21 protein-coding genes are annotated in these 19,978 nt (G+C 60.8%); 15 read left to right on the top strand and 6 right to left on the bottom strand.

From position 1 onward, the window contains the following. Positions 1–83 precede the first annotated feature (83 nt). Positions 84–1,715 carry an L-aspartate oxidase gene (gene nadB / locus ESZ00_RS13230; protein ID WP_129208725.1) on the top strand — a complete coding sequence of 544 codons (1,632 nt, stop codon included), beginning with the start codon at positions 84–86 and terminating at the stop codon, positions 1,713–1,715. Here nadB and ESZ00_RS13225 read toward each other — a convergent pair. The 4 genes from ESZ00_RS13225 to ESZ00_RS20495 are packed head-to-tail and all read right to left on the bottom strand — an operon-like array spanning position 1,696 to position 4,745. Further along, positions 1,696–2,592 carry a TerC/Alx family metal homeostasis membrane protein gene (locus ESZ00_RS13225; RefSeq protein ID WP_129208724.1) on the bottom strand — a complete coding sequence of 299 codons (897 nt, stop codon included), beginning with the start codon at positions 2,590–2,592 and terminating at the stop codon, positions 1,696–1,698. The two genes, nadB and ESZ00_RS13225, sit on opposite strands and share 20 nt — an antisense overlap. Further along, the gene (locus ESZ00_RS13220) at positions 2,589–3,479 is read right to left on the bottom strand and encodes a M28 family peptidase (RefSeq protein WP_229741254.1); all 891 of its coding nucleotides are present in this window, start codon (positions 3,477–3,479) and stop codon (positions 2,589–2,591) included. Before ESZ00_RS13220 ends, ESZ00_RS13225 begins: the two co-directional genes overlap by 4 nt. After that, positions 3,476–4,285, bottom strand: a complete 810-nt coding sequence (tatC, locus tag ESZ00_RS13215; protein WP_129208723.1) for a twin-arginine translocase subunit TatC — start codon at positions 4,283–4,285, stop codon at positions 3,476–3,478. The genes ESZ00_RS13220 and tatC overlap by 4 nt, the downstream gene beginning before the upstream one ends. Further along, positions 4,278–4,745, bottom strand: a complete 468-nt coding sequence (locus ESZ00_RS20495) for a Sec-independent protein translocase subunit TatA/TatB (protein ID WP_129208722.1) — start codon at positions 4,743–4,745, stop codon at positions 4,278–4,280. The genes tatC and ESZ00_RS20495 overlap by 8 nt, the downstream gene beginning before the upstream one ends. 346 nt (positions 4,746–5,091) lie before the next feature. On the opposite strand from ESZ00_RS20495, the gene nadA reads away from it, so the two are divergent. Then, on the top strand, positions 5,092–6,282 hold the full coding sequence (gene nadA, locus ESZ00_RS13205; RefSeq protein ID WP_229741252.1) for a quinolinate synthase NadA: 1,191 nt from the start codon (positions 5,092–5,094) through the stop codon (positions 6,280–6,282). 125 nt (positions 6,283–6,407) lie between these two features. After that, positions 6,408–6,857, top strand: a complete 450-nt coding sequence (locus ESZ00_RS13200; RefSeq protein WP_129208721.1) for a DUF2203 domain-containing protein — start codon at positions 6,408–6,410, stop codon at positions 6,855–6,857. Positions 6,858–7,016: 159 nt separating this feature from the next. On the opposite strand, the gene ESZ00_RS13195 is transcribed toward ESZ00_RS13200, so the two are convergent. Further along, on the bottom strand, positions 7,017–7,328 hold the full coding sequence (locus tag ESZ00_RS13195) for a BrnA antitoxin family protein (protein ID WP_129208720.1): 312 nt from the start codon (positions 7,326–7,328) through the stop codon (positions 7,017–7,019). Next, positions 7,309–7,605, bottom strand: a complete 297-nt coding sequence (locus tag ESZ00_RS13190) for a BrnT family toxin (RefSeq protein ID WP_129208719.1) — start codon at positions 7,603–7,605, stop codon at positions 7,309–7,311. The genes ESZ00_RS13195 and ESZ00_RS13190 overlap by 20 nt, the downstream gene beginning before the upstream one ends. A gap of 103 nt (positions 7,606–7,708) precedes the next feature. On the opposite strand from ESZ00_RS13190, the gene ESZ00_RS13185 reads away from it, so the two are divergent. From ESZ00_RS13185 to atpG, 12 genes are all read left to right on the top strand, one after another. Beyond that, positions 7,709–8,161 carry a Fur family transcriptional regulator gene (locus tag ESZ00_RS13185; protein ID WP_129208718.1) on the top strand — a complete coding sequence of 151 codons (453 nt, stop codon included), beginning with the start codon at positions 7,709–7,711 and terminating at the stop codon, positions 8,159–8,161. 107 nt (positions 8,162–8,268) lie between these two features. Beyond that, complete coding sequence (locus tag ESZ00_RS13180) at positions 8,269–8,805, top strand: peroxiredoxin (protein ID WP_129208717.1); 537 nt, start codon at positions 8,269–8,271, stop codon at positions 8,803–8,805. Between the two features lie 230 nt (positions 8,806–9,035). After that, positions 9,036–9,587, top strand: a complete 552-nt coding sequence (ahpD, locus tag ESZ00_RS13175) for an alkylhydroperoxidase, AhpD family (protein WP_129208716.1) — start codon at positions 9,036–9,038, stop codon at positions 9,585–9,587. Positions 9,588–9,899: 312 nt separating this feature from the next. Beyond that, positions 9,900–10,979, top strand: coding sequence for a lactonase family protein (locus ESZ00_RS13170; protein ID WP_164981505.1), 1,080 nt, complete (start codon positions 9,900–9,902; stop codon positions 10,977–10,979). 155 nt (positions 10,980–11,134) lie between these two features. Next, the gene (locus ESZ00_RS13165) at positions 11,135–12,358 is read left to right on the top strand and encodes an SH3 domain-containing protein (RefSeq protein ID WP_129208714.1); all 1,224 of its coding nucleotides are present in this window, start codon (positions 11,135–11,137) and stop codon (positions 12,356–12,358) included. A 969-nt stretch (positions 12,359–13,327) separates the two neighbouring features. Next, positions 13,328–13,642 (top strand): RNA chaperone Hfq, encoded by a 315-nt coding sequence (gene hfq / locus ESZ00_RS13160; RefSeq protein WP_129208713.1) that lies wholly within the window; start codon positions 13,328–13,330, stop codon positions 13,640–13,642. A 154-nt stretch (positions 13,643–13,796) separates the two neighbouring features. Beyond that, positions 13,797–15,140 (top strand): GTPase HflX, encoded by a 1,344-nt coding sequence (hflX, locus tag ESZ00_RS13155; RefSeq protein WP_129208712.1) that lies wholly within the window; start codon positions 13,797–13,799, stop codon positions 15,138–15,140. Positions 15,141–15,431: 291 nt separating this feature from the next. After that, positions 15,432–15,893 (top strand): ATP synthase F0 subunit B, encoded by a 462-nt coding sequence (locus ESZ00_RS13150; protein ID WP_129208711.1) that lies wholly within the window; start codon positions 15,432–15,434, stop codon positions 15,891–15,893. Beyond that, entirely contained in the window at positions 15,890–16,582 is a 693-nt protein-coding gene (locus tag ESZ00_RS13145; protein WP_129208710.1) for a F0F1 ATP synthase subunit B family protein, read from the top strand. The genes ESZ00_RS13150 and ESZ00_RS13145 overlap by 4 nt, the downstream gene beginning before the upstream one ends. Before the next feature lies 1 nt (position 16,583). Beyond that, on the top strand, positions 16,584–17,123 hold the full coding sequence (gene atpH / locus ESZ00_RS13140) for an ATP synthase F1 subunit delta (RefSeq protein WP_129208709.1): 540 nt from the start codon (positions 16,584–16,586) through the stop codon (positions 17,121–17,123). A 123-nt stretch (positions 17,124–17,246) separates the two neighbouring features. Further along, positions 17,247–18,809: a F0F1 ATP synthase subunit alpha gene (gene atpA / locus ESZ00_RS13135; protein ID WP_129208708.1), complete on the top strand. Its 1,563-nt coding sequence runs from the start codon at positions 17,247–17,249 to the stop codon at positions 18,807–18,809. A 9-nt stretch (positions 18,810–18,818) separates the two neighbouring features. Beyond that, positions 18,819–19,892, top strand: coding sequence for an ATP synthase F1 subunit gamma (gene atpG / locus ESZ00_RS13130; RefSeq protein ID WP_129208707.1), 1,074 nt, complete (start codon positions 18,819–18,821; stop codon positions 19,890–19,892). The last annotated feature ends 86 nt before the right edge of the window (positions 19,893–19,978 follow it).

Genomic DNA, 19,978 nt, shown 5'->3' with positions numbered 1-19,978 from the left:
AGCCGCGAACCTTTTGCCGAGCCTGCCGCGTCTAAGGAAGTTGCGCGGTTGACTCTATTAAGCTGACAGTAGGCGTAATCGTGATGGTGGTTGCTACAGATTTTGATTTTCTCGTCGTTGGTTCGGGCATTGCCGGGCTGCGTGCTGCCCTGGGACTGGCCGAAGTGGGCCGCGTGCTCGTTGTGACCAAAGAGGCCCTGGGCGAGTCGAACACCCATTACGCGCAGGGCGGCATCGCCGTCGCGCTCAGCGGCGACGAGGACGTGGCGCTGCATCTCGAAGACACCCTCAATGCCGGCGATGGCCTGGTCGATCGCGAAGCCGCGCGGGTGCTGGTTGAAGAAGGGCCGCTCCGCGTGCACGAATTGCTCGACTGGGGTACCGGCTTCGATCGCGAGAACGGCGAGCTGATGCTCACCCGCGAGGGCGCGCACAGCCGCAACCGCATCCTGCATGCCAACGGCGATGCCACCGGCGCGGAGATCGGCCGCTCGCTGCTGGAGCGCGCGCGGCAGCATGATCGCATTACGCTGCGCGGCTTTACCACACTCGCAGAGCTGCTCATTGCGGATGGAGAAGTCATCGGAGCGCGAATCATCGATGCCGAAGGCCGCGTCAGCGCCATGCAGGTGCGCGCCGTGTTGCTCGCCAGCGGCGGAGCCGGACAGGTCTACAGCGATACGACAAATCCATCGGTCGCCACCGGGGACGGCATCGCGTTGGCGTGGCGGGCCGGCGCCGAGATCGCCGACATGGAGTTCTATCAGTTTCATCCCACGGCACTCTCGCTGCCCGGTGTGCCGCGCTTTCTGCTCTCGGAAGCTCTGCGCGGCGAAGGCGCATATCTGCGCAACGCAGCAGGCGAGCGCTTCATGGAGCGTTATCATCCGCTGCTCGAGCTCGCGCCGCGCGATGTCGTGGCCCGTGCCATCACCCGCGAAGGCTTTCCCAAAGAAGGCGATACCGCAGCGCAGTTGCCAGTCTATCTCGACATGCGGCACGTCCGCGATCTGCATCCCGGCCTCGATCTTGTGCAGCGTTTTCCGGGGATATCCGCGTTTCTCGCGCGGCATGGATTCAGTCTTGCGCAGGATCTCATCCCCATCCGGCCTGCGGCTCACTATCTGATGGGTGGCATCCGTACTGATCTCGATGGGCGGACGAGCCTGCCGCGTCTTTATGCCGCAGGCGAAGCGGCCTGCACTGGAGTGCATGGCGCAAATCGCCTGGCCAGCAATTCACTGCTCGAGGGGCTCGTCTTCGGAGCTCGCGCAGGCGAGGCGATGCGTGAGGAGCTGCCGTTGAAATCCACGGCGAATCCGGCAACTGCTGCGCATCCCCAAATTGCAGTTTCAGGTATCGCCGCACAGCGGCAGGAGCTGCAGCAGCGCATGTGGCGCGATGCCGGCCTCTTGCGCGATCGTGCCGGACTGGAGTCGATGCGCAGCTATCTCGAAGCCAACCCCGTTTCGGCAGAGACGCAATCCGGCCGCGAGTCGATCGAGCTGGCCAGCCTTCATGCGGTAGCCACGCTCATCGTCCGCTCGGCGCTCGCCCGCGAAGAAAGCCGCGGAGCGCACTTCCGCAGTGATTTCCCGAAGCGTGACGACGCGCATTTCCGCACCCACACCGTGATAGCGGGCAGCACCTTGCAATCTGCAGAGATTGTAGCTTCCACGCAGTCTGCGAAAGTAGCTACGCAGGCTTCGCGGTGAGACGGCTGGCGATGGAGAAGATCGCCAGCACCAGCAGGATGAAGCCCAGCGACCAGGTCACCGGCACATCGACCCATTTGCTGATAAGCATCTTCACGCCGACGAAAGCCAGGATCAGCGCGAGACCGTAGTGCAGCAGGCGCAGCTTGTCGAGCGCGCTGGAGAGCGCGAAATACAGCGAGCGCAGGCCGAGGATGGCGAAGATGTTCGACGTATAGACGATGAAGGTGTTGCGCGTAATGGCAAGCACCGCTGGAATTGAGTCGAGCGCGAAGATCAGGTCTGTCGCTTCAACCGCCAGCACGATCAGTAGAAACGCAGACATTGCAGGCTTGCCATTCACATTCTGCAGGCAGCACTGCTGCAGCCAGCGCATCGGTCCGGATGGCCCTTCGTCTTCTTCTTTATGCTTCAGCAGCCGGATGGCCGCATAAATCAGGAACGCGCCGAAGACATACTCCACCCATGCGAAGCGATGCAGCAGCGAAGTGCCTACCGCGATGAACAGCGCCCGCATCACGATGGCGCCCAGCACTCCCCATAGCAGCACGCGCCGCTGCTGATCGACATCCAGCTTCAGCGAGCGGAACATCAGCAGAAAGACGAAGAGATTGTCGACGCTCAGTGAGCCTTCAACCAGGTAGCCGGAAAGAAATTCGAGCGCCGGCTCTCTGCCCTGGGTCCGCGAAAGAAAGAGTGCGAAGCAGAAGGCCATGGCTGCCAGTACAACCGTCCAGCCCCAGGCCGCGCGGATCGAGACATGTTTGCTGCGCTGCAGGAAAGCAAGGTCCACAATCAGCAGCACAGCCACGATGGCGTGGAACGCGATCCAGAAGACCGGAGTCGCTCCTGCAAAGACATGCGCGCTGGCGGTCATCGCTGATCTAAAAGATGAATGGTTTCGAGAAACACATCGCCGGAGATCGTCAGGCTCTTCGCGCTCAGCTTGTCCATCGTGTCTTCCGCTGTGTGGTGGTACGAGTTGTTATAGCCGTAGTCAAGATCGATGACATCTGCTACCGGCACGCCTTTGCGCACGAAGGGCAGATGATCGTCCTCGATCATGCTCTCCTGCTGGAAGAAGTACGACTGGTAGCCGAAGTGTTCCGCGGCTTTTTCGACGACATCCAGCACCCACTGCGTGGAGTTGTGGTCGCGGCAGATATCGAGATCCTTGTCGCCGATCATGTCGGCAAGCAGAAACGCCTTGATCTGCGGCAGCGTACCGTCGGCCTTCCATTTATCCGCCAGATGCTTGCTGCCATAGAGCGAGTCGGAGTCCGACCAGCTCTTCACGGCCTCTTCGCCGTCGAAGAAGACCAGCCACACGCTGTATCCGTCCTGCTCGTGGCCGCGGAGATAATTCGCCAGCTCGATCAGCAGCCCTGTCGTTGCGCCGCCGTCATTCGCGCCGACGAAATTGATGTTGCGCAGCGGATAGTTCGTCTCGTAATGAGTGGCGAGAACGATCACACCCTTCTTTTTGCCGGGGAAGCGCACGATGAAGTTGTGCATCAGCTGCGGCCCGACGGCGGTGTTCGCCGTGAAGGTGTCTTCCTCGAGCTGGTCATGCGCAAACTGCTTTTTGAGGAAAGCCTCGGCCTTCGCATGACCGGGGCTGCCGTTCCAGCGAGGCCCGATGGCAACGAACTGGCGCGTGTAATCAAGCGCCTTCGCTCCGTTAAAGATGTCCTGCGCCTGGGCGGTCATCGCGCCTGCGGCCAGAACCAGCCCGAGGACTGCTGTCATCGAACGCATCTTCATCCTTTCGACTCCTGGAGCTCTTTACGTTTGCGCCTCGTGGCGGGATGCACCAGGAAGGACACGCCGATGCTTAACACGTACAGCGCCAGCAGCGGCAGCGCAAAGACGCACATCGTCAGCGGATCGGGCGTGGGGGTGATGATGGCCGCGATGATGAAGACCACCAGCACGGCAAACTTGATGTTCTTCCAGAGAAACTTCGGGCTCACGATGCCGAACAGCGAAAGGAACAGAACGAAGATCGGCAGCTCAAACGCGATGCCCAGCCCGAGAATGACGGTCAGAAAGAGATCGGTGTACTCGCTGACTTCGATCAACGGACGAAAGTCATGGCTGTAAGCGAAGAGAAAGTCCAGCGATCCGGGAAAAACCCACCGGTAGCCGAAATAGGCGCCGCCCATGAACAGCGTGACCGTGGCCAGCATGAAGGGCATTACGTACTTTTTTTCGTTCTTGTACAACCCCGGCGAGATGAACAGCCATGCCTGGTACAGAATGAACGGGGCCGCAAAGATGCACCCGGCCATGAAGCTGATCTTCAGGTACATGTTGAAGCCGTCCACCGGGTTGTGGATCACCAGCTGCGGCGGCAGGTTGTGCTTCTTCAGCGCAAAGGTGATGGGCGCCTGCATCAGGCGGTAGATCTTTTCGTGGAAGCCGTAGGCCACGAAAAAGCCCACTACCAGGTAGATCACCGCATGGATCAGCCGCCTGCGCAGCTCTTCCAGGTGCTCGATAAGGCTCATGCCCGGCAGTTCAGCGCGTTCGCTTACCGCTGTCCGGGCCCGGTCGAGAATGTCATCCATGTTGGGCTGATGCCTGCGCGCTTCCGGCTTCCGCCGGGCTTTCGGGAATAGGACTGTTTCCGGGCTCGGATGTGCCGGCAGAGTGATGAGGAGTTGAAGGGAAGGTATCGTCCACCGGCTGCGGCGCCGCAATGGGCGGCATCTCGGTGGACATCACTGCGCCGAACGGATCACTGGTTGCTACCGGAGTTCCGGTTGAAGGCGGCAGGATGGCGGGGCCGGTGGACGCCGGGAGTTCAGGCGCCGGTGTGTTCTGGCTGGCAGCTTCTTCGAGCTTTTTCTGGCGTTCCTGCTGCTCCATCGTACGCAGCTCTTCGTCGATCTGTGCTTTGAACTCGTTCGAGGCGCGGCGGAACTCGACCAGCAGCTTGCCGATCTGCCGGCCTATCTCGGGCAACTTCTTGGGCCCGAAGAGGATCAGCGCCAGCACAAAAATGACAATGGAATCGGCGAAGTGCATTGGAACTCATGATACCCGTGGCCCAGCTGCCTCACAAATGTGCAAACTGCATCGGCGGCGTGCATGCGAAAACCGGTATTCCGGGGCCGCAACCGTGGTTACGGGTGTATTAAACTGATTGTATTGGAAGGCCTTGCCGATGATGTCGCGCACCCCACGCTGCGACCGAATCACAGGCTGGCACATCCAAGGAAGAGGACGGCAACATCCCCGTCGATTGGGTGGCTTTGGCCACAGCGAATCGACTGCCGCGCCATAGAAGTCGACCTGATTGTTAGGCCGAGAGCTTTCAACATCCCCGTCCCCGGCGGTCACCGCTGCCGATGGACTGAAGGCGGAAATTGCATTGAGCGTACTCGAATTGGAAGTTCCTGTCGTCGACCCGCAGGCGGAGCTGTCTCCTGCTGCGGAGTCCGAAAGCTGCTCGCTCGAGAACTATCTCCAGCTGCCTGATCACAGCATGGACGAGCGGATCGCCGCTGCCCGCAAGAAACTGGGCGCCTCTACCATCATCCTGGGCCATCATTACCAGCGCGACGAAGTCATCCGCTTCGCCGACTATACCGGCGACTCCTACAAGCTCTCGAAGATTGCCTCGGAAACCAGCGCCGATTACCTGGTCTTCTGCGGCGTGCACTTCATGGCGGAGAGCGCTGACGTGCTCGGCCGCGATGCTGCCGAAGGCCGCGCCGGGCAGCAGGTCATTCTGCCCGACCTCAACGCCGGCTGTTCCATGGCCGATATGGCCGAGATCAGCCAGGTCGAAGACTGCTGGGATTCGCTCCGCCGCGCCGGTCTGGGCGCCGAAAGCGGGGAAGGCTCGATCCTGCCCCTGACCTACATGAATTCGACCGCCGCCATCAAGGCCTTCTGTGGCGAACGCGGTGGCCTGGTCTGCACCTCTTCCAATGCTCGCGGAGCTTTCGAGTGGGCCTTTGCCCGCGCCGAGAAGATTCTCTTCCTGCCCGATCAGCACCTCGGCCGGAACACCGCTTTCGCCATGGGCATCCCCATGAGCGAGATGGTGGTCTACGATCCGTACCAGATCAATGGCGGCATTACGCCCGATCGGCTCAAGGCCGCCAAGGTCATTCTCTGGAAGGGCCACTGCTCCGTGCATCAGCGCTTCCTGCCCCAGCACGTCGATCAGGTCCGGGCGAAATACCCCGGCATCCAGGTCATCGTGCACCCGGAGTGCCGCTGGGAGGTCTGCCAGAAGGCTGACACGCTTGGCTCGACCGAGCGGCTCATCCAGCTCGTATCCCAGGCGCCGGAGGGCTCCATGTTCGCCATCGGCACGGAGATCCACCTGGTGAACCGGCTGGCCAAGGAGTTCGCCCCCAAGGGCAAGAAGATCATCACCCTCGACGACACCGGCTGCCTCTGCACTACGATGTACCGCATTAGCCCGCAGCACCTGGCCTGGACCCTCGAGAACCTTCTCGAAGGCCGCGTAGTCAATCACATCAAGGTGCGCGAGGATGTGAAGCACTGGGCGCGAGTCGCCCTGGCCCGCATGCTCGAAGTCAAAGCGTAAGTAGAAACCCGGATGCCCCGCCCATGACAGCTTTTCGTCATGGGTGGGTTGGGCACGAACACAATGGCCAGCCGGGCACGAACCCCGATGGTAGTCCATCTAAACCGGAATTACGAAGTAGAAGAATGAAGACCTTCACCTTAGAAGAAGCCCAATCCCTGCTGCCGGTTGTCGAATCGCTCCTGCGCCGCGCGACGGAAAGCCGCCGTCAGGCCAACTCGCTCGAAGAGCGATTGCAGGCGCTGACCCGCCGCATCATGTTCTCCGGAGGCATGCGGGTCGATGTCGCAAAAGTCGGACGGGACCGGGCGCAGATGGAAACACATGTCCAGCAGGCTAAGGATGCGCTCGAGGAGATCGATGCCATCGGCGTGCAGATAAAGGACCTCGATACCGGGCTGCTCGACTTTCCCTGCGAAGTGGACGGAGAAATCGTGTTGCTCTGCTGGCGCATGGGAGAGGCCAGGATCGACTTCTGGCACACCCTGGACGCCGGCTTCCGAGGCCGCCAGCCCATCGACGACCGCTTCCGCCCCAAAAAGGCACGGGATACGAAGCCCGAGCGGCCGAACTAGTTCTAGGCGATATCCACCTGTAGCCATTAGGCACATTGTCATCCCTCCACTGCGCTCGCTTTTGGCTCGCATCGGTCGGGAATGACAGCATTGGACTAACCCCTGCTATTCCAATACAGCTATATGTCGATATTCCCCAGAGCGAAGCAGTCGCTGTCGTCAGGACCGTTGGCCAGAAGCTGCCAACATTTCCCGGCGTAGGATGGCATTGATACGGGACTGATACCCCTTGCCCTGAGCCTTCAGCCATTCAAGCACGTCGGCGTCGATGCGGGCTGTGATCTGGCGCTTCACGGGACGGTAGAACGCGCCACGCCTGGCATGCTTCCACTGCTCTTCGCTTAACTCCGGAATATCGCTGAGGTCGATTTCGCTCTCGGGACGCGCAGCCAGGGCCTTCAGGCTGGTTTCCTGCGCCTGAGTGAGTGGAGGTAGCGTCTCCAGTGTGTAGCTAACCATTTTCGTTTTCATAGAAGCGTCTCTCCTGCCGCGTAGCGCGTCTTGCGGAGATGATCCGGATCACCATCTCAGCCTCCGGATCGTCCCGAACCGTGTGCGCGGCCATCACCAGCAGGATGCCCCGCACCATTCCGAAGGTTTGCCAACGCCGCTCCCCGTTCTCGATCCGGTCTTGGATAGAGACCTGCATGGGATCATGAAAAACCTGGCTGGCCTCTTCAAAGCTCAAACCGTGCTTGCGCTGGTTGGACCGGTTCTTGCTTTCATCCCACTCGATCCGAAGCGGCATGCTTTGATTGTAATGCTGTTTTTGTAATTACAAATACTCTGCTATCGCCAACTCCAATAATTCTTGACGGATAATAGTAGTTATTATTTAATAGATTTTAGCGATGGCAACCTCTGATACCAGCGAGCTTCTGAACTTCTGCTTCCGGTCCTTGTGTGAGGAGGCGGGTATCGCCGTGACTCACCAGCGGCAGGTGGTGTACGAAGAGCTGTGTGCCATGCACGGTCATCCGAGCCCCGAGGAGGTTTACGGCCGCGTCCGCAGCCGCATCCCTTCTATCTCGCTGGCCACGGTCTACAAGACCATCCATCTGTTTATTGAGAGCGGCGTCTTCCGCGAGGTGAGCCTGCACCATGGCACGCTTCGGGTGGAGACTAACTCCCGTCCGCATCATCATCTCGTCTGCATCCAGTGCAAGGCGATCCGCGATATCGATGCGGAAGAGCTGGGCCTGGCGCCTGCCGAAGGCCATCTGCCGGATGGTTTCCTGGTGCAGCGTTACGCCGTGGATGTGCTTGGCCTCTGTGCCGAGTGCCAGCAGCCCACTCCACAATAAGTTCGATTTTTTATCCGTCCCTTTTCTGTCTCGAAACAGGCAGTCGATACAGCTGTCTCTAGCCAGACTTTTATACCTCTGTCCCTAACTTTTTAAAGGAGTCATCCATGCTTACAGTTGGCGAGAAGTTCCCCTCTTTCAACATGACGGCCACCGTCAGCACCGACCAGGCCAAGGCCTTCGAGACCATCACCGAGCAGAGCTATCCCGGCAAGTGGAAGGTCTACTTCTTCTGGCCCAAGGACTTCACCTTCGTCTGTCCGACCGAGATTGCAGCCTTCGGCAAGATCAACAACGAATTCGCCGATCGCGATGCCCAGGTCCTGGGTGGCAGCACCGACTCCGAGTTCGTGCACCTCGCGTGGCGCAACAACCATGCCGATCTGAAGGACCTGCCCTTCCCCATGCTCTCCGACATCAAGCGTGATCTCTGCGAGCAGCTCGGCATCCTCGACCTGAACGCCGGCGTTGCCCAGCGCGCCACCTTCATCGTCGATCCGGAGAACATCATCCGCTTCGTCTACGTCACCGACCTCTCGGTGGGCCGCAACCCCCAGGAAGTCCTCCGCGTACTCGACGCCCTCCAGACCGACGAGCTCTGCCCCTGCAACTGGCAGAAGGGCGAAGCCACCCTCAACGCGTAAGCGCACAACCGGGCACAAAGTTGTCAGTTGCCAGTTGTCAGTTCCCGAGGACTGGGGACTCGCAAGTGGGGACTGAAGACTGGCAACTGAGGACTGGAAACTCACAACTCAGACCGCAGGGGCGGCGCTCAATAGGCGCCGCCTTCCTGCTCTCAGGCGTAAATCCGCGGTGCCGCTGCCGTTTCGGCGCGATCGCGATTACATGCCCATAAGAAGAAAGGAACCGCACCATGGCTATCGATACCCTGATTGATGCGCTGCCGTCCTACGCCAAGGACCTCAAGCTGAACTACTCCTCGCTCATCCGCCAGAACACCGAGCTCACCCCGCAGCAGCTCTGGGGTACGGTCGTTGTTTCGGCCATTGCCACCCGTAACGACGCGTTGACCGCGGCGGCTCTCGAAGAAGCGGCCAAGCATCTTTCCGCCCAGGCGCTCGAGGCTGCCAAGTCGGCTGCCGCGGTGATGGGCATGAACAATATCTACTACCGCTTCCTGCACCTCACCTCGAACGAGAAGTACGCGACCCTGCCCGCCAAGCTGCGTATGAACGCGCTGCGCACGCATGGCGTCGAGCATGTCGACTTCGAACTCTGGGCGCTGGCGGTTTCGGCCATCAACGGCTGCGGCAAGTGCGTCGATTCGCATGAGAAGGTCGTCCGCGAAAAGGGAATCGGTGAGGAGCAGATCCTTACCATCGTTCGCATTGCCTCGATCCTGCACGCGATCGGCACCGTCCTCGATACCGAGCGTGTAGTCGCAGCGGAAACAGCTGCCGTCTAACGCTGCATGATGGGTTGAGTCATCAGGCCTGCTTCGGCAGGCCTGTTTTTTTATGGGCCGGCGATGCAAGCCCGTTTCGGTGCATTTCATCCGCGGAAATCCGGTATCGGCCGCCCATCCGCGCACTTCGCTGCCCGGGGCGAGACAAAGCCAAGCAAAGCGGTGTTAACTGAGGAGGCAGAAAACAGGTCTAACCGGTGTCCTGTGTGAGCGCTGCGACTCTTTGCTGCGTCTCTGCGTCGAAAGGTGTGCGTGCATACAATGTCTCCCAGTCTCCGATCCCGGTGTGAGCGCTTCGGTGCTCCGGTTCTGTTGGTCGTCCTGCTGCTGATGGCCGGCTGCGGTAAGTTCTTTGTGTCGGAATCGTCGGGGAGCAGTGGCAGCAGCGGCACCGGCAATTACCTTTATGTAGCGAATGCGACGACGGGTTCAGTGGCAGGGTTTTCGCTCAGCTCCAGCGGCCTCGCCGTGACCTCGAACTCGCCCTATTCCCTCGGTGTTGCGCCCAGCTCGATTGCAGCGACGCCAAATGGCGCCTTTACCTACGTCGCCAGCCTTGCCGGTGCGATTTATGGCTATTCCGTCGGCACCGGCGGCGCGCTTTCGCTGTTGAACAGCGGCAGCGCCGTGGTTTCGCAGATCAGCCCCAATGCGATCGCCATCGATCCTACCGGCAAGTGGCTGGTTGCCGTCGATCTCACGCCCACGGCCTACCTGTTTTCGATCAACACCTCCACCGGCCTGCTTACCTCGGCGGGCAATATCGCTCTCGACTCCGGGAGTCCGAACGCCATCACCTTCACCCCGGCCGGAACGCTGGCCTATGTCTCGCTGGGCACCGGCGGGGTGGACATCCTGACCTTCAATGCCTCGACGGGCGCGCTCGGGAAAAGCAACCTGATCCTCAAGCCGAAGAGCACAAACAATGCCGATTATGGCCTCGCCGTCGATCCCGAGAGCAAGTATCTGTTTGTCACCGAGACGGGCCTGAACGGCGTTCGTGTGTTGTCGATTGCCTCGAACGGGGGACTGACGGAGATTTCCGGTTCGCCCTATGCGACCGGACTCGGACCAGTCGCCGTGCTGGTGGATTCGACCGGCAGCTACGTCTATGTGGCCAACCGTACGGACGGCACGATCAGCGCTTTTACCCTGACCAGCAGTACGGGGGCGCTCAGCAAGATCAGCGGCTCTCCGTTTACCACAGGCACTAACCCAGCGAGCCTTGTTGAAGATCAGACCGATGCCTATCTCGCTGTCGCCAATTCCGGCGGCTCACCCGACCTGCAGGTCTTTACCATCGGCAGCGGAACCGGCGCTCTGACCAGTCTGGCCACAGCCACGACGGGTACCGATCCTACCGGCGCGCTGGCTGTAGTCTCTGCCAAATAGTTTTCTACTCGTTCCCGGCATAGTCTCAGTGCCGGGGTATTGCATCAGAAGTTATCGGGCTGTGGGTTTTCGTATCAGGTTCCCCGCGTTGCAAAGCGCCGAAAAATCTGCGCAGACTGCTCACAGCGAAGGTCTCTCTCGTTAGAGTAAAAGCAATGTCGTCTGTTTCTGGCTCGCGGCTTCGACCGCGCCGTTTTGCGCGGTCTTCCGCATCTGCTGCCCTGGGCCTCCTGCCCGTGTTCGCCACGCTGCTGGTTGCCGGCTGCGCCCGCTTCTCACCCAAGCCGGCGCAGGAGTATGTCTACGTCTCGGCCAAGCGCACCTTTCTGCGCGATCGCCTCGCCGCCGTCTCGAATCGCGTCGGTGAGGTGAGCAACGGCGAAAAGCTGCTGGTGCTCGATCATGCGCGGCGCTTTTATAAGGTGAAGGACACCAAGGGCGAGATCGGCTGGATTGACGGCCACATGGTCATCGATCAAAAGGTGTATGACCAATTTGCGGCGCTCGACAAGCAGCATACGCAGGATGCGGTGATCGCCACCGGTGTGCTGCGCGATGACTCTTATGTGCACGTGACTCCGGGCCGGCAGGCGGACCATTTCTACCTGCTGCCGGAAAACACCAAGCTGCAGTTGCTGGTTCGCGCCTCGGTGCCGAAGCCGATGCCGCCGCAGGCTCTTCCGGTACCTGTCGCTCCCGCGAAGCCCGGCGCAAAATCCAAAGACGGAAAACAGACGACCGAGCAGGCTCAACCTGCGGGGCCAATTCTTCAGGACTGGTGGCTGGTTCGTGATGCGCAGGGAGAGACTGGCTGGATCTGGTCGCGCATGCTCGACGTGGATATTCCGGACGAGATTTCAGGCCTTTCCGAGGGACAGCGCTATGTGGGCGCATACCTGCTGCGCAAGGTCTACGACCCGGATTCCAGCTTTCCCGATCATCAGGCTCCGGAATACGTCACTGTGCTGAACTCCTGGAAGGATGGGCTGCCTTATGACTTCGACCAGGTGCGTGTCTTCACCTGGAATACGAAGAAGCATCGCTATGAGACGGCATTCCGGGACCGGAACCTGCAGGGCTATCTTCCTGTGAAGATCTCAAGCGGTACCTTCGAGAATCAGCAGGAGCCGGTCTTTACCTTCCAGAGCTCGGCCGATGCGGACATTCCTATCGATCCTGCGACGGGGGCTGCGAAGCCTGCGCATCTCGATACCGAATCGTTCCGTCTCGAAGGAGCGCTGGTGAAGAAGATTGGACCGCCCGAGCCTCCGACTCCGAAGGCCGCTCCAGCCGCCGGCACCGCGCCGGCACGGGAAAAGGCACGCCGTGCGCATCCGGCCCGTGCCCGCGAGCGCGAAAGGCATCGTCACCACGCGTAGATGATTTCCCCGCAGTCCAAGGCCTTTGCCTGGCCTGACGTGTGTTTGCCGCTCACTTCTCATGCTTCCGGCTGCCTGCAATGCTGGCTAAGAGCCTGTTATGGACTTTCCCACGGCGGCGCTGGGCGCCAATTTTTACGAGATCGAGGAGCGAGTTGCGACGGATATCGGGCTATATCCGAGCAGCGAGCGACGAAGAGGTCGGGAAAATTGGCCCCAGCCCTGAAGGGTTGCGGGGAAAATCGGCCCATACTTCGTTGTCGGCCTCGCCTAGGAATAGCCTATGCCTTCGGCCTCCGCCTCGTCTGGGCCGATTTTCCCCGGCAACGCCGCTCGCGCGAAAGTTCATAACAGGCTCTAAGGAGCGGAGCAGAAGCTGTCTGCGTCGGTGATGGTAGAGGGTGATGGAGGAAGTGAGTGCCGGGTGCTCGAGGTGTGGCCTCGGCGACCTCATGCCGTCAGTAAAAATGCTCTGGTCCGCCTGGGAAGTTTCCGGCGCATTTCGGATTTTTCTGGGCAACTCCGCAGCAGGAAAGCGAAAAATGCTGTGAGCGGAGTTGGCAATGACGGCATGAAATGGATTACAAAAGGAAATAAATTTTTGTCGCGAGGATGCGGATGCACCCACTGGCGGGAATTTCTCATCCAAAGGTGAAGTTCGTGCGTACTTCGAGGAGAGGAGCCTTTTGCTGACGGAAAGAAATGATAGAAGTTGGCGAAGGGATTTTGCCGTGAAACGCGTTTCTTTATAAAGTAGGCCGACTTTATCGGGCTACGCATACAGAGGGCGCTTCCGGATGCCTGCCGATTCTTCGGAATTTCCGTCGGCGGCGGTAACCTTGAGATGCTCAAGAACATAAACCATACTGCAGCTGGGGGCAGGTAATATGTCTCCCGCAGTTGCTAATTCTTTAGAACTGGCGTCGTTTCGTACTACAACCCGAGAGCATTACGAGAAGGAGATCGGCAATGGATAGCAAGCCGGCACAGAATATTCAGGACACCTTTCTGAATACCGTTCGCAAAGATAAGACTCCCATCACCATCTATTTGGTCAGCGGTGTGAAGCTCACCGGCAAGATTCGTTCTTTCGATAAGTACTCGGTACTGCTCGAAAACAACAGTCAGGAGCAGCTGATCTTCAAGCACGCTATCTCCACGGTCGTGAGCAGCCGTTCCGTACTGCATAGCGATCACCGGCCCAGCTCTGCTTCCACCTCGGCCCATGCCCCGACGCATGCGCCGGCCATGGCCGCAGCCGGCAGCTCCGATTCCCATTCGTAGGGTGTGCCGTCCGGTCCGGGATTCTTCCGTTCTCTAGGAAGAGCTGGACCGGTCTGTTCAGCCTTCGCGCTTGTTCCGCCTCTCCCCGGCAAGGCTTTATGCTGGGGGAGAGGTCTGGACTGGCAGTTTGACAGAGCGCGGAAATACGCAAGAGATGGGAACGCGGCGGGAATCCGCCGTGCTGGTGTCCGTCGAATTCGGCAACCGTAAGGGGCCGCAGCTACGGACGGCTTCACTCGCACGCAGCGCAGCGCTGCTCAGCGAAAGCGCTGACGATTCCGGGCTCGATGCCACGGCTACGCGCAGTTTCGACTTCGAAGCCTCCATCGAAGAGTTCCGGGAGCTGGTGCTCTCCGCAGGCGCTTCGATTCTGGCCGAAGTGGTACAGCGGCGTCCCAAGCCTGATCCCGCCACGCTGCTGGGCAGCGGCAAGATCGACGAGATTCACGGCATTGTCGCCTCGTCGCACGCGGATGTGGTTCTTTTCGACTACGACCTGACTCCGACCCAGTTGCGAAACCTGGAAGACCTGCTGCCGTGCCGGGTGGTTGACCGCACCCAGCTCATCCTGGACATCTTTGCCCGCCATGCGCGTACCCGTGAGGGCCAGCTGCAGGTAGAGCTGGCGCAGCTCGAATATATGTTGCCGCGCCTGACCGGCCGCGGACGCTCCATGTCGCAGCTCGGCGGCGGCATCGGTACGCGTGGTCCTGGAGAAACGCAGCTTGAAACGGATCGCCGACGCATTCAGCGCCGTCTGCTGCAGCTTCGCGAGGAGCTGGAGGGTGTTCGCCGGGTGCGCGCGCAGCAGCGGCAGCGGCGGGAGGCGGTTCCGGTGCCGGCGGTGGCGCTGGTCGGCTATACGAATGCGGGGAAGAGCACGCTCTTCAATACGATCACCCGCGCCGGGGTGCTGGAGTCGTCGCGGATGTTTGCGACGCTCGATCCGAAATTGAAGGCGATCCAGTTGCCGAGCCGCCGCAAGGTGCTGCTCTCCGATACGGTGGGGTTCATCCGCGACCTGCCGCACACGCTGGTGACCTCCTTCCGCGCGACCTTGGAAGAGGTACAGAAGGCCGAGGTGCTGGTGCATGTGCGCGACTGCACGAGTCCGATGCAGGAGGAGCACAAGGCCGAGGTGGAAAAGGTGCTTGGCGAGCTGGATGTGCTTTCGACCCCTCGCATTGAGGTTCTGAACAAGATCGATCTGTTGCCGGAGAAAGAGCGCGAGGCGCTGCTGGCTTCGGGCGCAGTTGCGGTTTCCGGCAAGACGGGGCTGGGCGTGGAAGCGCTGATGGCGCGGCTCGATCAGGCCCTGGTGGCCGATCCGATTGTGGAGCAGCGGTTCCAGATTCCGCAGTCCGAAGGGCTGGTGCTGGCCGCGCTTGGGGCCGGCGCGCTGATCCGCGAAAGGGAGTTCGACGGCAACCTGGTGCGCATGACGGTGGCCGGTCCGGCGTCGCTGATCGGCCGCTACCGAAGGTTCTGGAAGTCGTAGAAATGAAAATAGAAAGGGCCGAGTCAAAAGGGAGCGGAGGTACGTCCCAAATGCTCGGCCCTACCGACCCTGAACCGGGTCATAGGTGGTACACTTAGTTTACGCCGGTCCAGTACCGAGTCAAGCGGATTTCCGAAGGCTTCCAGACTGTCATTTGCAGCCTGTTTCAAGAAGAATTGGAGACGCAGGAAACGTGTGCCCGGCAGCTTGACACCGCAAATTTTCGTCTGTTACAACCAATTGTTCCTGAACGCTTTCCAGTAGAATCCAACCGCATACGTCCGCGACTTCATGCTACAAGACCTTCTGCGTCAACTCGGCGAACTTCTGCTCGGCTCCGTGCCGACGATGATCATCTTCCTGATCCTCGTGCTGGCCTATCGTTTCGTTTTATATGGACCTTTAAAGCGTGTGCTGGCCGAGCGCCGCAATCGCACCACCGGCGCGGTAGAGAAGGCGCATGCCGCCGTCGCTGCCGCTGATGGCAAGAGCCAGGAATATGAGGCGCGCCTGCGTGCTGCACGGGCAGAGATTCTTCGTGCCCGGGAGCAGCGTGTCCAGGAATGGAACGCTCAGCGCGACAAGGCGCTGGGAGCTGCCCGTCTGGCCACGCAGGAGCGCGTTGCCACGGCTCGGCAGGGCATCGAGCAGGAGTCCGCTTCGGCCCGCCAGAAGATCGAGTCCTCGACCGATCAGCTTGCCGCCCAGATTCTGCAGGCTGTACTGCCTGCGCGCGCGGAGGGAGTCCGTTGAAGTTGCGCCGCCGCACCGTTTTCTCTTTTCTCCTTTTATTTGGATTGTTCGCAGCTCCGGTCATGACCGGCTCGCGCGCCTTCGCGCAGCCTGCGGTCCCGGATGGTATCTCCCGTCCGGACAAGATGGACGCGCCGGAGACGAATAAGCAGACCGAGGCCTTCCGTCATGCTGCGCCGGTCAAAAAGCTTGCCGCCGTGCTGCACATGGATGTGAACTCTCTGGCGAACATCCTCGAAGACATCAATTCGGGGATTGTGATCCTGCTGGTGCTCTGGCTGGTGCTGAAGACGGTACCCAAGGCCCTGCGCAACCGTCAGTCCACGCTCGAGAAGCAGCTTGAAGAAGCGCGTCTCTCCAGCACGCAGGCGAATGAGCGCCTGGCCGTCGTCGAAGAACGGCTTGCGAAGCTGGGCAGCGAGATCGATGCCTTCCGCGAGCAGACCGAGCGCGAGATGGCCGAGGACGAGAAGCGCATCCAGGCGTCGATCGAGGAAGAGCGCCAGCGCATCATCGCCTCCGCGGAGCAGGAGATCGAGGCGGCTGCCTCGGCTGCGCGCCGCGAGCTCAAGACCCTGGTCGCCGACCTTGCTGTCGAGCGCGCCCTGCATGGCCTGCGCATTACGGATGCCGACGACCATGCCCTCATTCACGGTTTCGCCGAGAGCCTGAAGGGAGAGCGCAACTAACATGTCCGCCCTTGCCGCGCGTTATGCTCGCGCACTCGCCGAAGTTCTGCGCGAAGCCCATCAGAATCCGACCCCTGTCCAGTCTCAGCTTGACGACTTTGTCGCTGCCTGGAACACGAGCGCCGATCTGCGGGAAGTTTTTCTCGATCCCTCGTTCCCAGTGGCCGAAAAGGTCGCGATTCTCGACAAGCTGAATACCAAGCTCCAGCTGACGCAGCAGGCGCGTAACTTTGTCGCCGTGCTCATCAACCATGGACGGCTGCACGATCTCCGCGAGATCGTTGCCGCATTCCACGAAGTCGTGGATGAGGAGCTTGGCGTCTCCGTGGTTGCAGTGACCTCGGCCCGCGCCCTCGGCGAAGACCAGCGGCGCGACCTCGAACAACAGATTGCCGGGATGACGCAAACCAAAATTCGCGCGTCCTATCAGGAAGATGCCTCGCTCCTTGGCGGTGTCATCGTCAGGATCGGCAGCACCGTGTACGATGGCTCGGTACGTGGCCGTCTTGACCGCCTCAAGGAAGAGCTCATCGCCGGCTAGCAGCGCCACCCGGCAGGCACGCTCCATACTTTCGATGTACCCAGGCTTCAGCGCAGCAGGCTTCAACGCAGATTGAACTCCGGTTCGCAAAACTCACAGCAGGTTCCGACTTAAGAAAACGCAATGGCTCAGATAAACGCAGACGAAATCACAGCGCTCCTGAAAGAGCAGATCGCCAACTACGACTCCAAGGTCCGCGTCGACGAAGTCGGCACCGTGGTGACCCTCGGTGACGGTATTGCGCGCGTGCACGGCCTCGACAAGGTGATGGCCGGCGAGCTGATCGAATTCCCGCACGGTGTGGCCGGACTGGCCATGAACCTCGAAGAAGACCAGGTCGGCACGGTGCTGCTCGGCGACTACACCGAGATTCGCGAAGGCGACCAGGTGAAGCGCACCGGCAAGATCCTCAGCGTCCCCGTGGGCGATGCGATGGTCGGCCGCGTGGTCAACGCGCTCGGTCAGCCCATCGACGACAAGGGGTCGATCCACACCACGCAGGCTCTGCCCGTGGAGCGGCTTGCTCCCGGCGTCATCGCGCGCCAGCCTGTGCGCGAACCGATGATGACCGGCCTCAAGGCCATCGACGCGATGATTCCGATCGGCCGCGGCCAGCGTGAGCTGATCATCGGCGACCGCCAGACGGGCAAGACCGCTGTGGCGCTCGACACGATCATCAACAGCAAGGGCAAGGACCTGATCTGCATCTACTGCGCGATCGGTCAGAAGCGCTCGTCGGTTGCCACCGTCGTCCAGACGCTCGAAGAGTACGGCGCCATGGACTATACCGTCGTGGTGGCCGCGACTGCCTCCGAGCCGGCGCCGATGCTCTATCTCGCGCCCTATGCCGCGACCGCCATCGCTGAGTACTTCCGCGACAACGGCAAGCACGCGGTCATCATCTACGACGATCTCTCGAAGCACGCTGTCGCCTATCGCGAACTGTCGCTGCTGCTCCGCCGGCCGCCGGGCCGCGAAGCCTATCCGGGCGATGTGTTCTATCTCCATTCGCGCCTGCTCGAGCGCTCCTGCAAGCTGAACGACCAGCTTGGCGGCGGCTCGCTGACCGCTCTGCCGATTATCGAAACGCAGGCGGGCGACGTCTCGGCCTACATTCCGACCAACGTCATCTCGATCACCGACGGACAGATCTTCCTCGAGAGCGACCTGTTCAACTCCGGTATCCGTCCGGCTGTGAACGTCGGTCTTTCGGTTTCGCGTGTGGGCTTCTCGGCGGCCATCAAGGCGGTCAAGCAGGTTGGTTCGACGCTGAAGCTGGATCTGGCGCAGTATCGCGATCTCGCGGCCTTCTCGCAGTTCGGCAGCGATCTCGATCCGGCGACGCAGCGTCAGCTCAACCGCGGCCAGCGTCTCACCGAGCTGCTCAAGCAGCCGCAGTTCCATCCTCTGAGCGCCGAGCAGCAGGTTTTCATCCTCTTCGCCGGAACGCAGGGTTATCTTGACGACATCAAGGTGCCGTCGATCCGCGCCTTCGAGGATGGCCTCTACAAGTACCTGGCCTCCGCGCAGTCGGCGGTGATGAACGACATCGCGACGAAGAAGTCGCTGGACGATGAGCTCAAGAAGCGCATGCACGAGGCGCTCAAGGAGTACAAGGCCAACTTCCTCGCCGAGCACCAGGACGCGCAGATTCAGCAGCCGAAGCAGGCGGGAGCGAAGAAGTAAGGCATCCCTATGGCGAACGTCCTCGATCTACGGCGGCGCATCCGCAGCGTGAAGAACACGCGTCAGATCACCAAGGCCATGAAGATGGTGGCCGCGGCGAAGCTGCGCCGTGCTCAGGAGCGCGCCATGTCGTCGCGCCCCTACTCGGCGATGCTGGCCAGCGTGCTCGAATCGCTGAAGCGCCGCATCGACACCTACGATCCGGAGACCGGTGACACCTGGCATGCGCTGCTGCGCACGCGCGAAGAGAAGCGCGTGCTGGTGGTGGTCATCTCCGGTGAAAAGGGTTTTGCCGGCGCATTCAACAACAACATCCTGAAGGCCGCGAGCCAGTTCATCGCCGCCAACCAGGACAAGCAGATTGACATCGAACCGATCGGCCGCAAGGCCCGCGATACCTATCGCCGCCGTTATCCTGCCGCCTCTTTCAAGAACGGGGCGGAAGGCGAGCGCGCCGAGCGGCAGCGGGGAACCGGCATCGAGCTGATCGGTGACCATACGGGCCTGCTCGAGAAGCTGAACTTCGATGCGGTGCGCGAAGTGGGCGAGGATATCGTCGAGCGCTACGCACACGAAGAGATCGACGCGGTCTATGTGGTCTACAACGAGTTCAAGTCGGTGATCGCGCAGCGTGTGGTGGTGGAGAAGATTCTTCCCATCGTCGAGATCGGCAAGCCGCAGATCGCGCAGGCAGAGGAGATGTCGACCGAGGAGCGTGCGCGTGCGGGTGAAGCCGCGCTGACCGCAGGCATCAGTGCCCAGAAGGGCGAGGCCGCGGCGGACCTCAAGGAATTCGAGGACGAGGCGAAGAAGTTCGGCACGGCAGACGTGGATTACATCTACGAGCAGTCGCCGCGCGAGATCTTCAATGCCATCCTGCCGCGCTACATCACCTCGCAGCTCTATCACGCGATGCTCGAGTCGGTAGCTGCCGAGCACGCGGCGCGTATGACGGCGATGGACGCGGCGACCAACAACGCCTCGGAGATGATCGACTCGCTGACGCTGGTGATGAACCGCGTCCGCCAGGCGGCCATCACCAAGGAAATTATCGAGATTGTGAGCGGCGCGGCCGCGTTGTAAGCCGCCAGACGCAGTTGTTTTCGGCACTCGTTTGCGTGCCGCAAAAGATTAAGAGGGAAGCGGCTCCGGCCGCAGAGAATCCAGAG

Source organism: Silvibacterium dinghuense (assembly GCF_004123295.1).
Taxonomy (GTDB): Bacteria; Acidobacteriota; Terriglobia; order Terriglobales; family Acidobacteriaceae; genus Silvibacterium; species Silvibacterium dinghuense.
Note: the sequence above shows the minus strand (reverse complement) of the source record. Positions and strands in the feature narration are given on the sequence as shown.

Excerpts from the sequence above, each read along its gene's own strand:
- ESZ00_RS13185 (WP_129208718.1), top strand. The coding sequence starts at position 7,709 with ATGGCAACCTCTGATACCAGCGAGCTTCTGAACTTCTGCTTCCGGTCC.
- ESZ00_RS13220 (WP_229741254.1), bottom strand. The coding sequence starts at position 3,479 with ATGAAGATGCGTTCGATGACAGCAGTCCTCGGGCTGGTTCTGGCCGCA.
- ESZ00_RS20495 (WP_129208722.1), bottom strand. The coding sequence starts at position 4,745 with ATGCACTTCGCCGATTCCATTGTCATTTTTGTGCTGGCGCTGATCCTC.
- ESZ00_RS13225 (WP_129208724.1), bottom strand. The coding sequence starts at position 2,592 with ATGACCGCCAGCGCGCATGTCTTTGCAGGAGCGACTCCGGTCTTCTGG.
- atpG (WP_129208707.1), top strand. The coding sequence starts at position 18,819 with ATGGCGAACGTCCTCGATCTACGGCGGCGCATCCGCAGCGTGAAGAAC.
- ESZ00_RS13165 (WP_129208714.1), top strand. The coding sequence starts at position 11,135 with ATGTCGTCTGTTTCTGGCTCGCGGCTTCGACCGCGCCGTTTTGCGCGG.
- nadB (WP_129208725.1), top strand. The coding sequence starts at position 84 with ATGGTGGTTGCTACAGATTTTGATTTTCTCGTCGTTGGTTCGGGCATT.
- ahpD (WP_129208716.1), top strand. The coding sequence starts at position 9,036 with ATGGCTATCGATACCCTGATTGATGCGCTGCCGTCCTACGCCAAGGAC.
- ESZ00_RS13195 (WP_129208720.1), bottom strand. The coding sequence starts at position 7,328 with ATGAAAACGAAAATGGTTAGCTACACACTGGAGACGCTACCTCCACTC.
- ESZ00_RS13180 (WP_129208717.1), top strand. The coding sequence starts at position 8,269 with ATGCTTACAGTTGGCGAGAAGTTCCCCTCTTTCAACATGACGGCCACC.
- ESZ00_RS13190 (WP_129208719.1), bottom strand. The coding sequence starts at position 7,605 with ATGCCGCTTCGGATCGAGTGGGATGAAAGCAAGAACCGGTCCAACCAG.
- atpH (WP_129208709.1), top strand. The coding sequence starts at position 16,584 with ATGTCCGCCCTTGCCGCGCGTTATGCTCGCGCACTCGCCGAAGTTCTG.
- ESZ00_RS13200 (WP_129208721.1), top strand. The coding sequence starts at position 6,408 with ATGAAGACCTTCACCTTAGAAGAAGCCCAATCCCTGCTGCCGGTTGTC.
- ESZ00_RS13150 (WP_129208711.1), top strand. The coding sequence starts at position 15,432 with ATGCTACAAGACCTTCTGCGTCAACTCGGCGAACTTCTGCTCGGCTCC.
- atpA (WP_129208708.1), top strand. The coding sequence starts at position 17,247 with ATGGCTCAGATAAACGCAGACGAAATCACAGCGCTCCTGAAAGAGCAG.
- tatC (WP_129208723.1), bottom strand. The coding sequence starts at position 4,285 with ATGGATGACATTCTCGACCGGGCCCGGACAGCGGTAAGCGAACGCGCT.
- hflX (WP_129208712.1), top strand. The coding sequence starts at position 13,797 with ATGGGAACGCGGCGGGAATCCGCCGTGCTGGTGTCCGTCGAATTCGGC.
- hfq (WP_129208713.1), top strand. The coding sequence starts at position 13,328 with ATGGATAGCAAGCCGGCACAGAATATTCAGGACACCTTTCTGAATACC.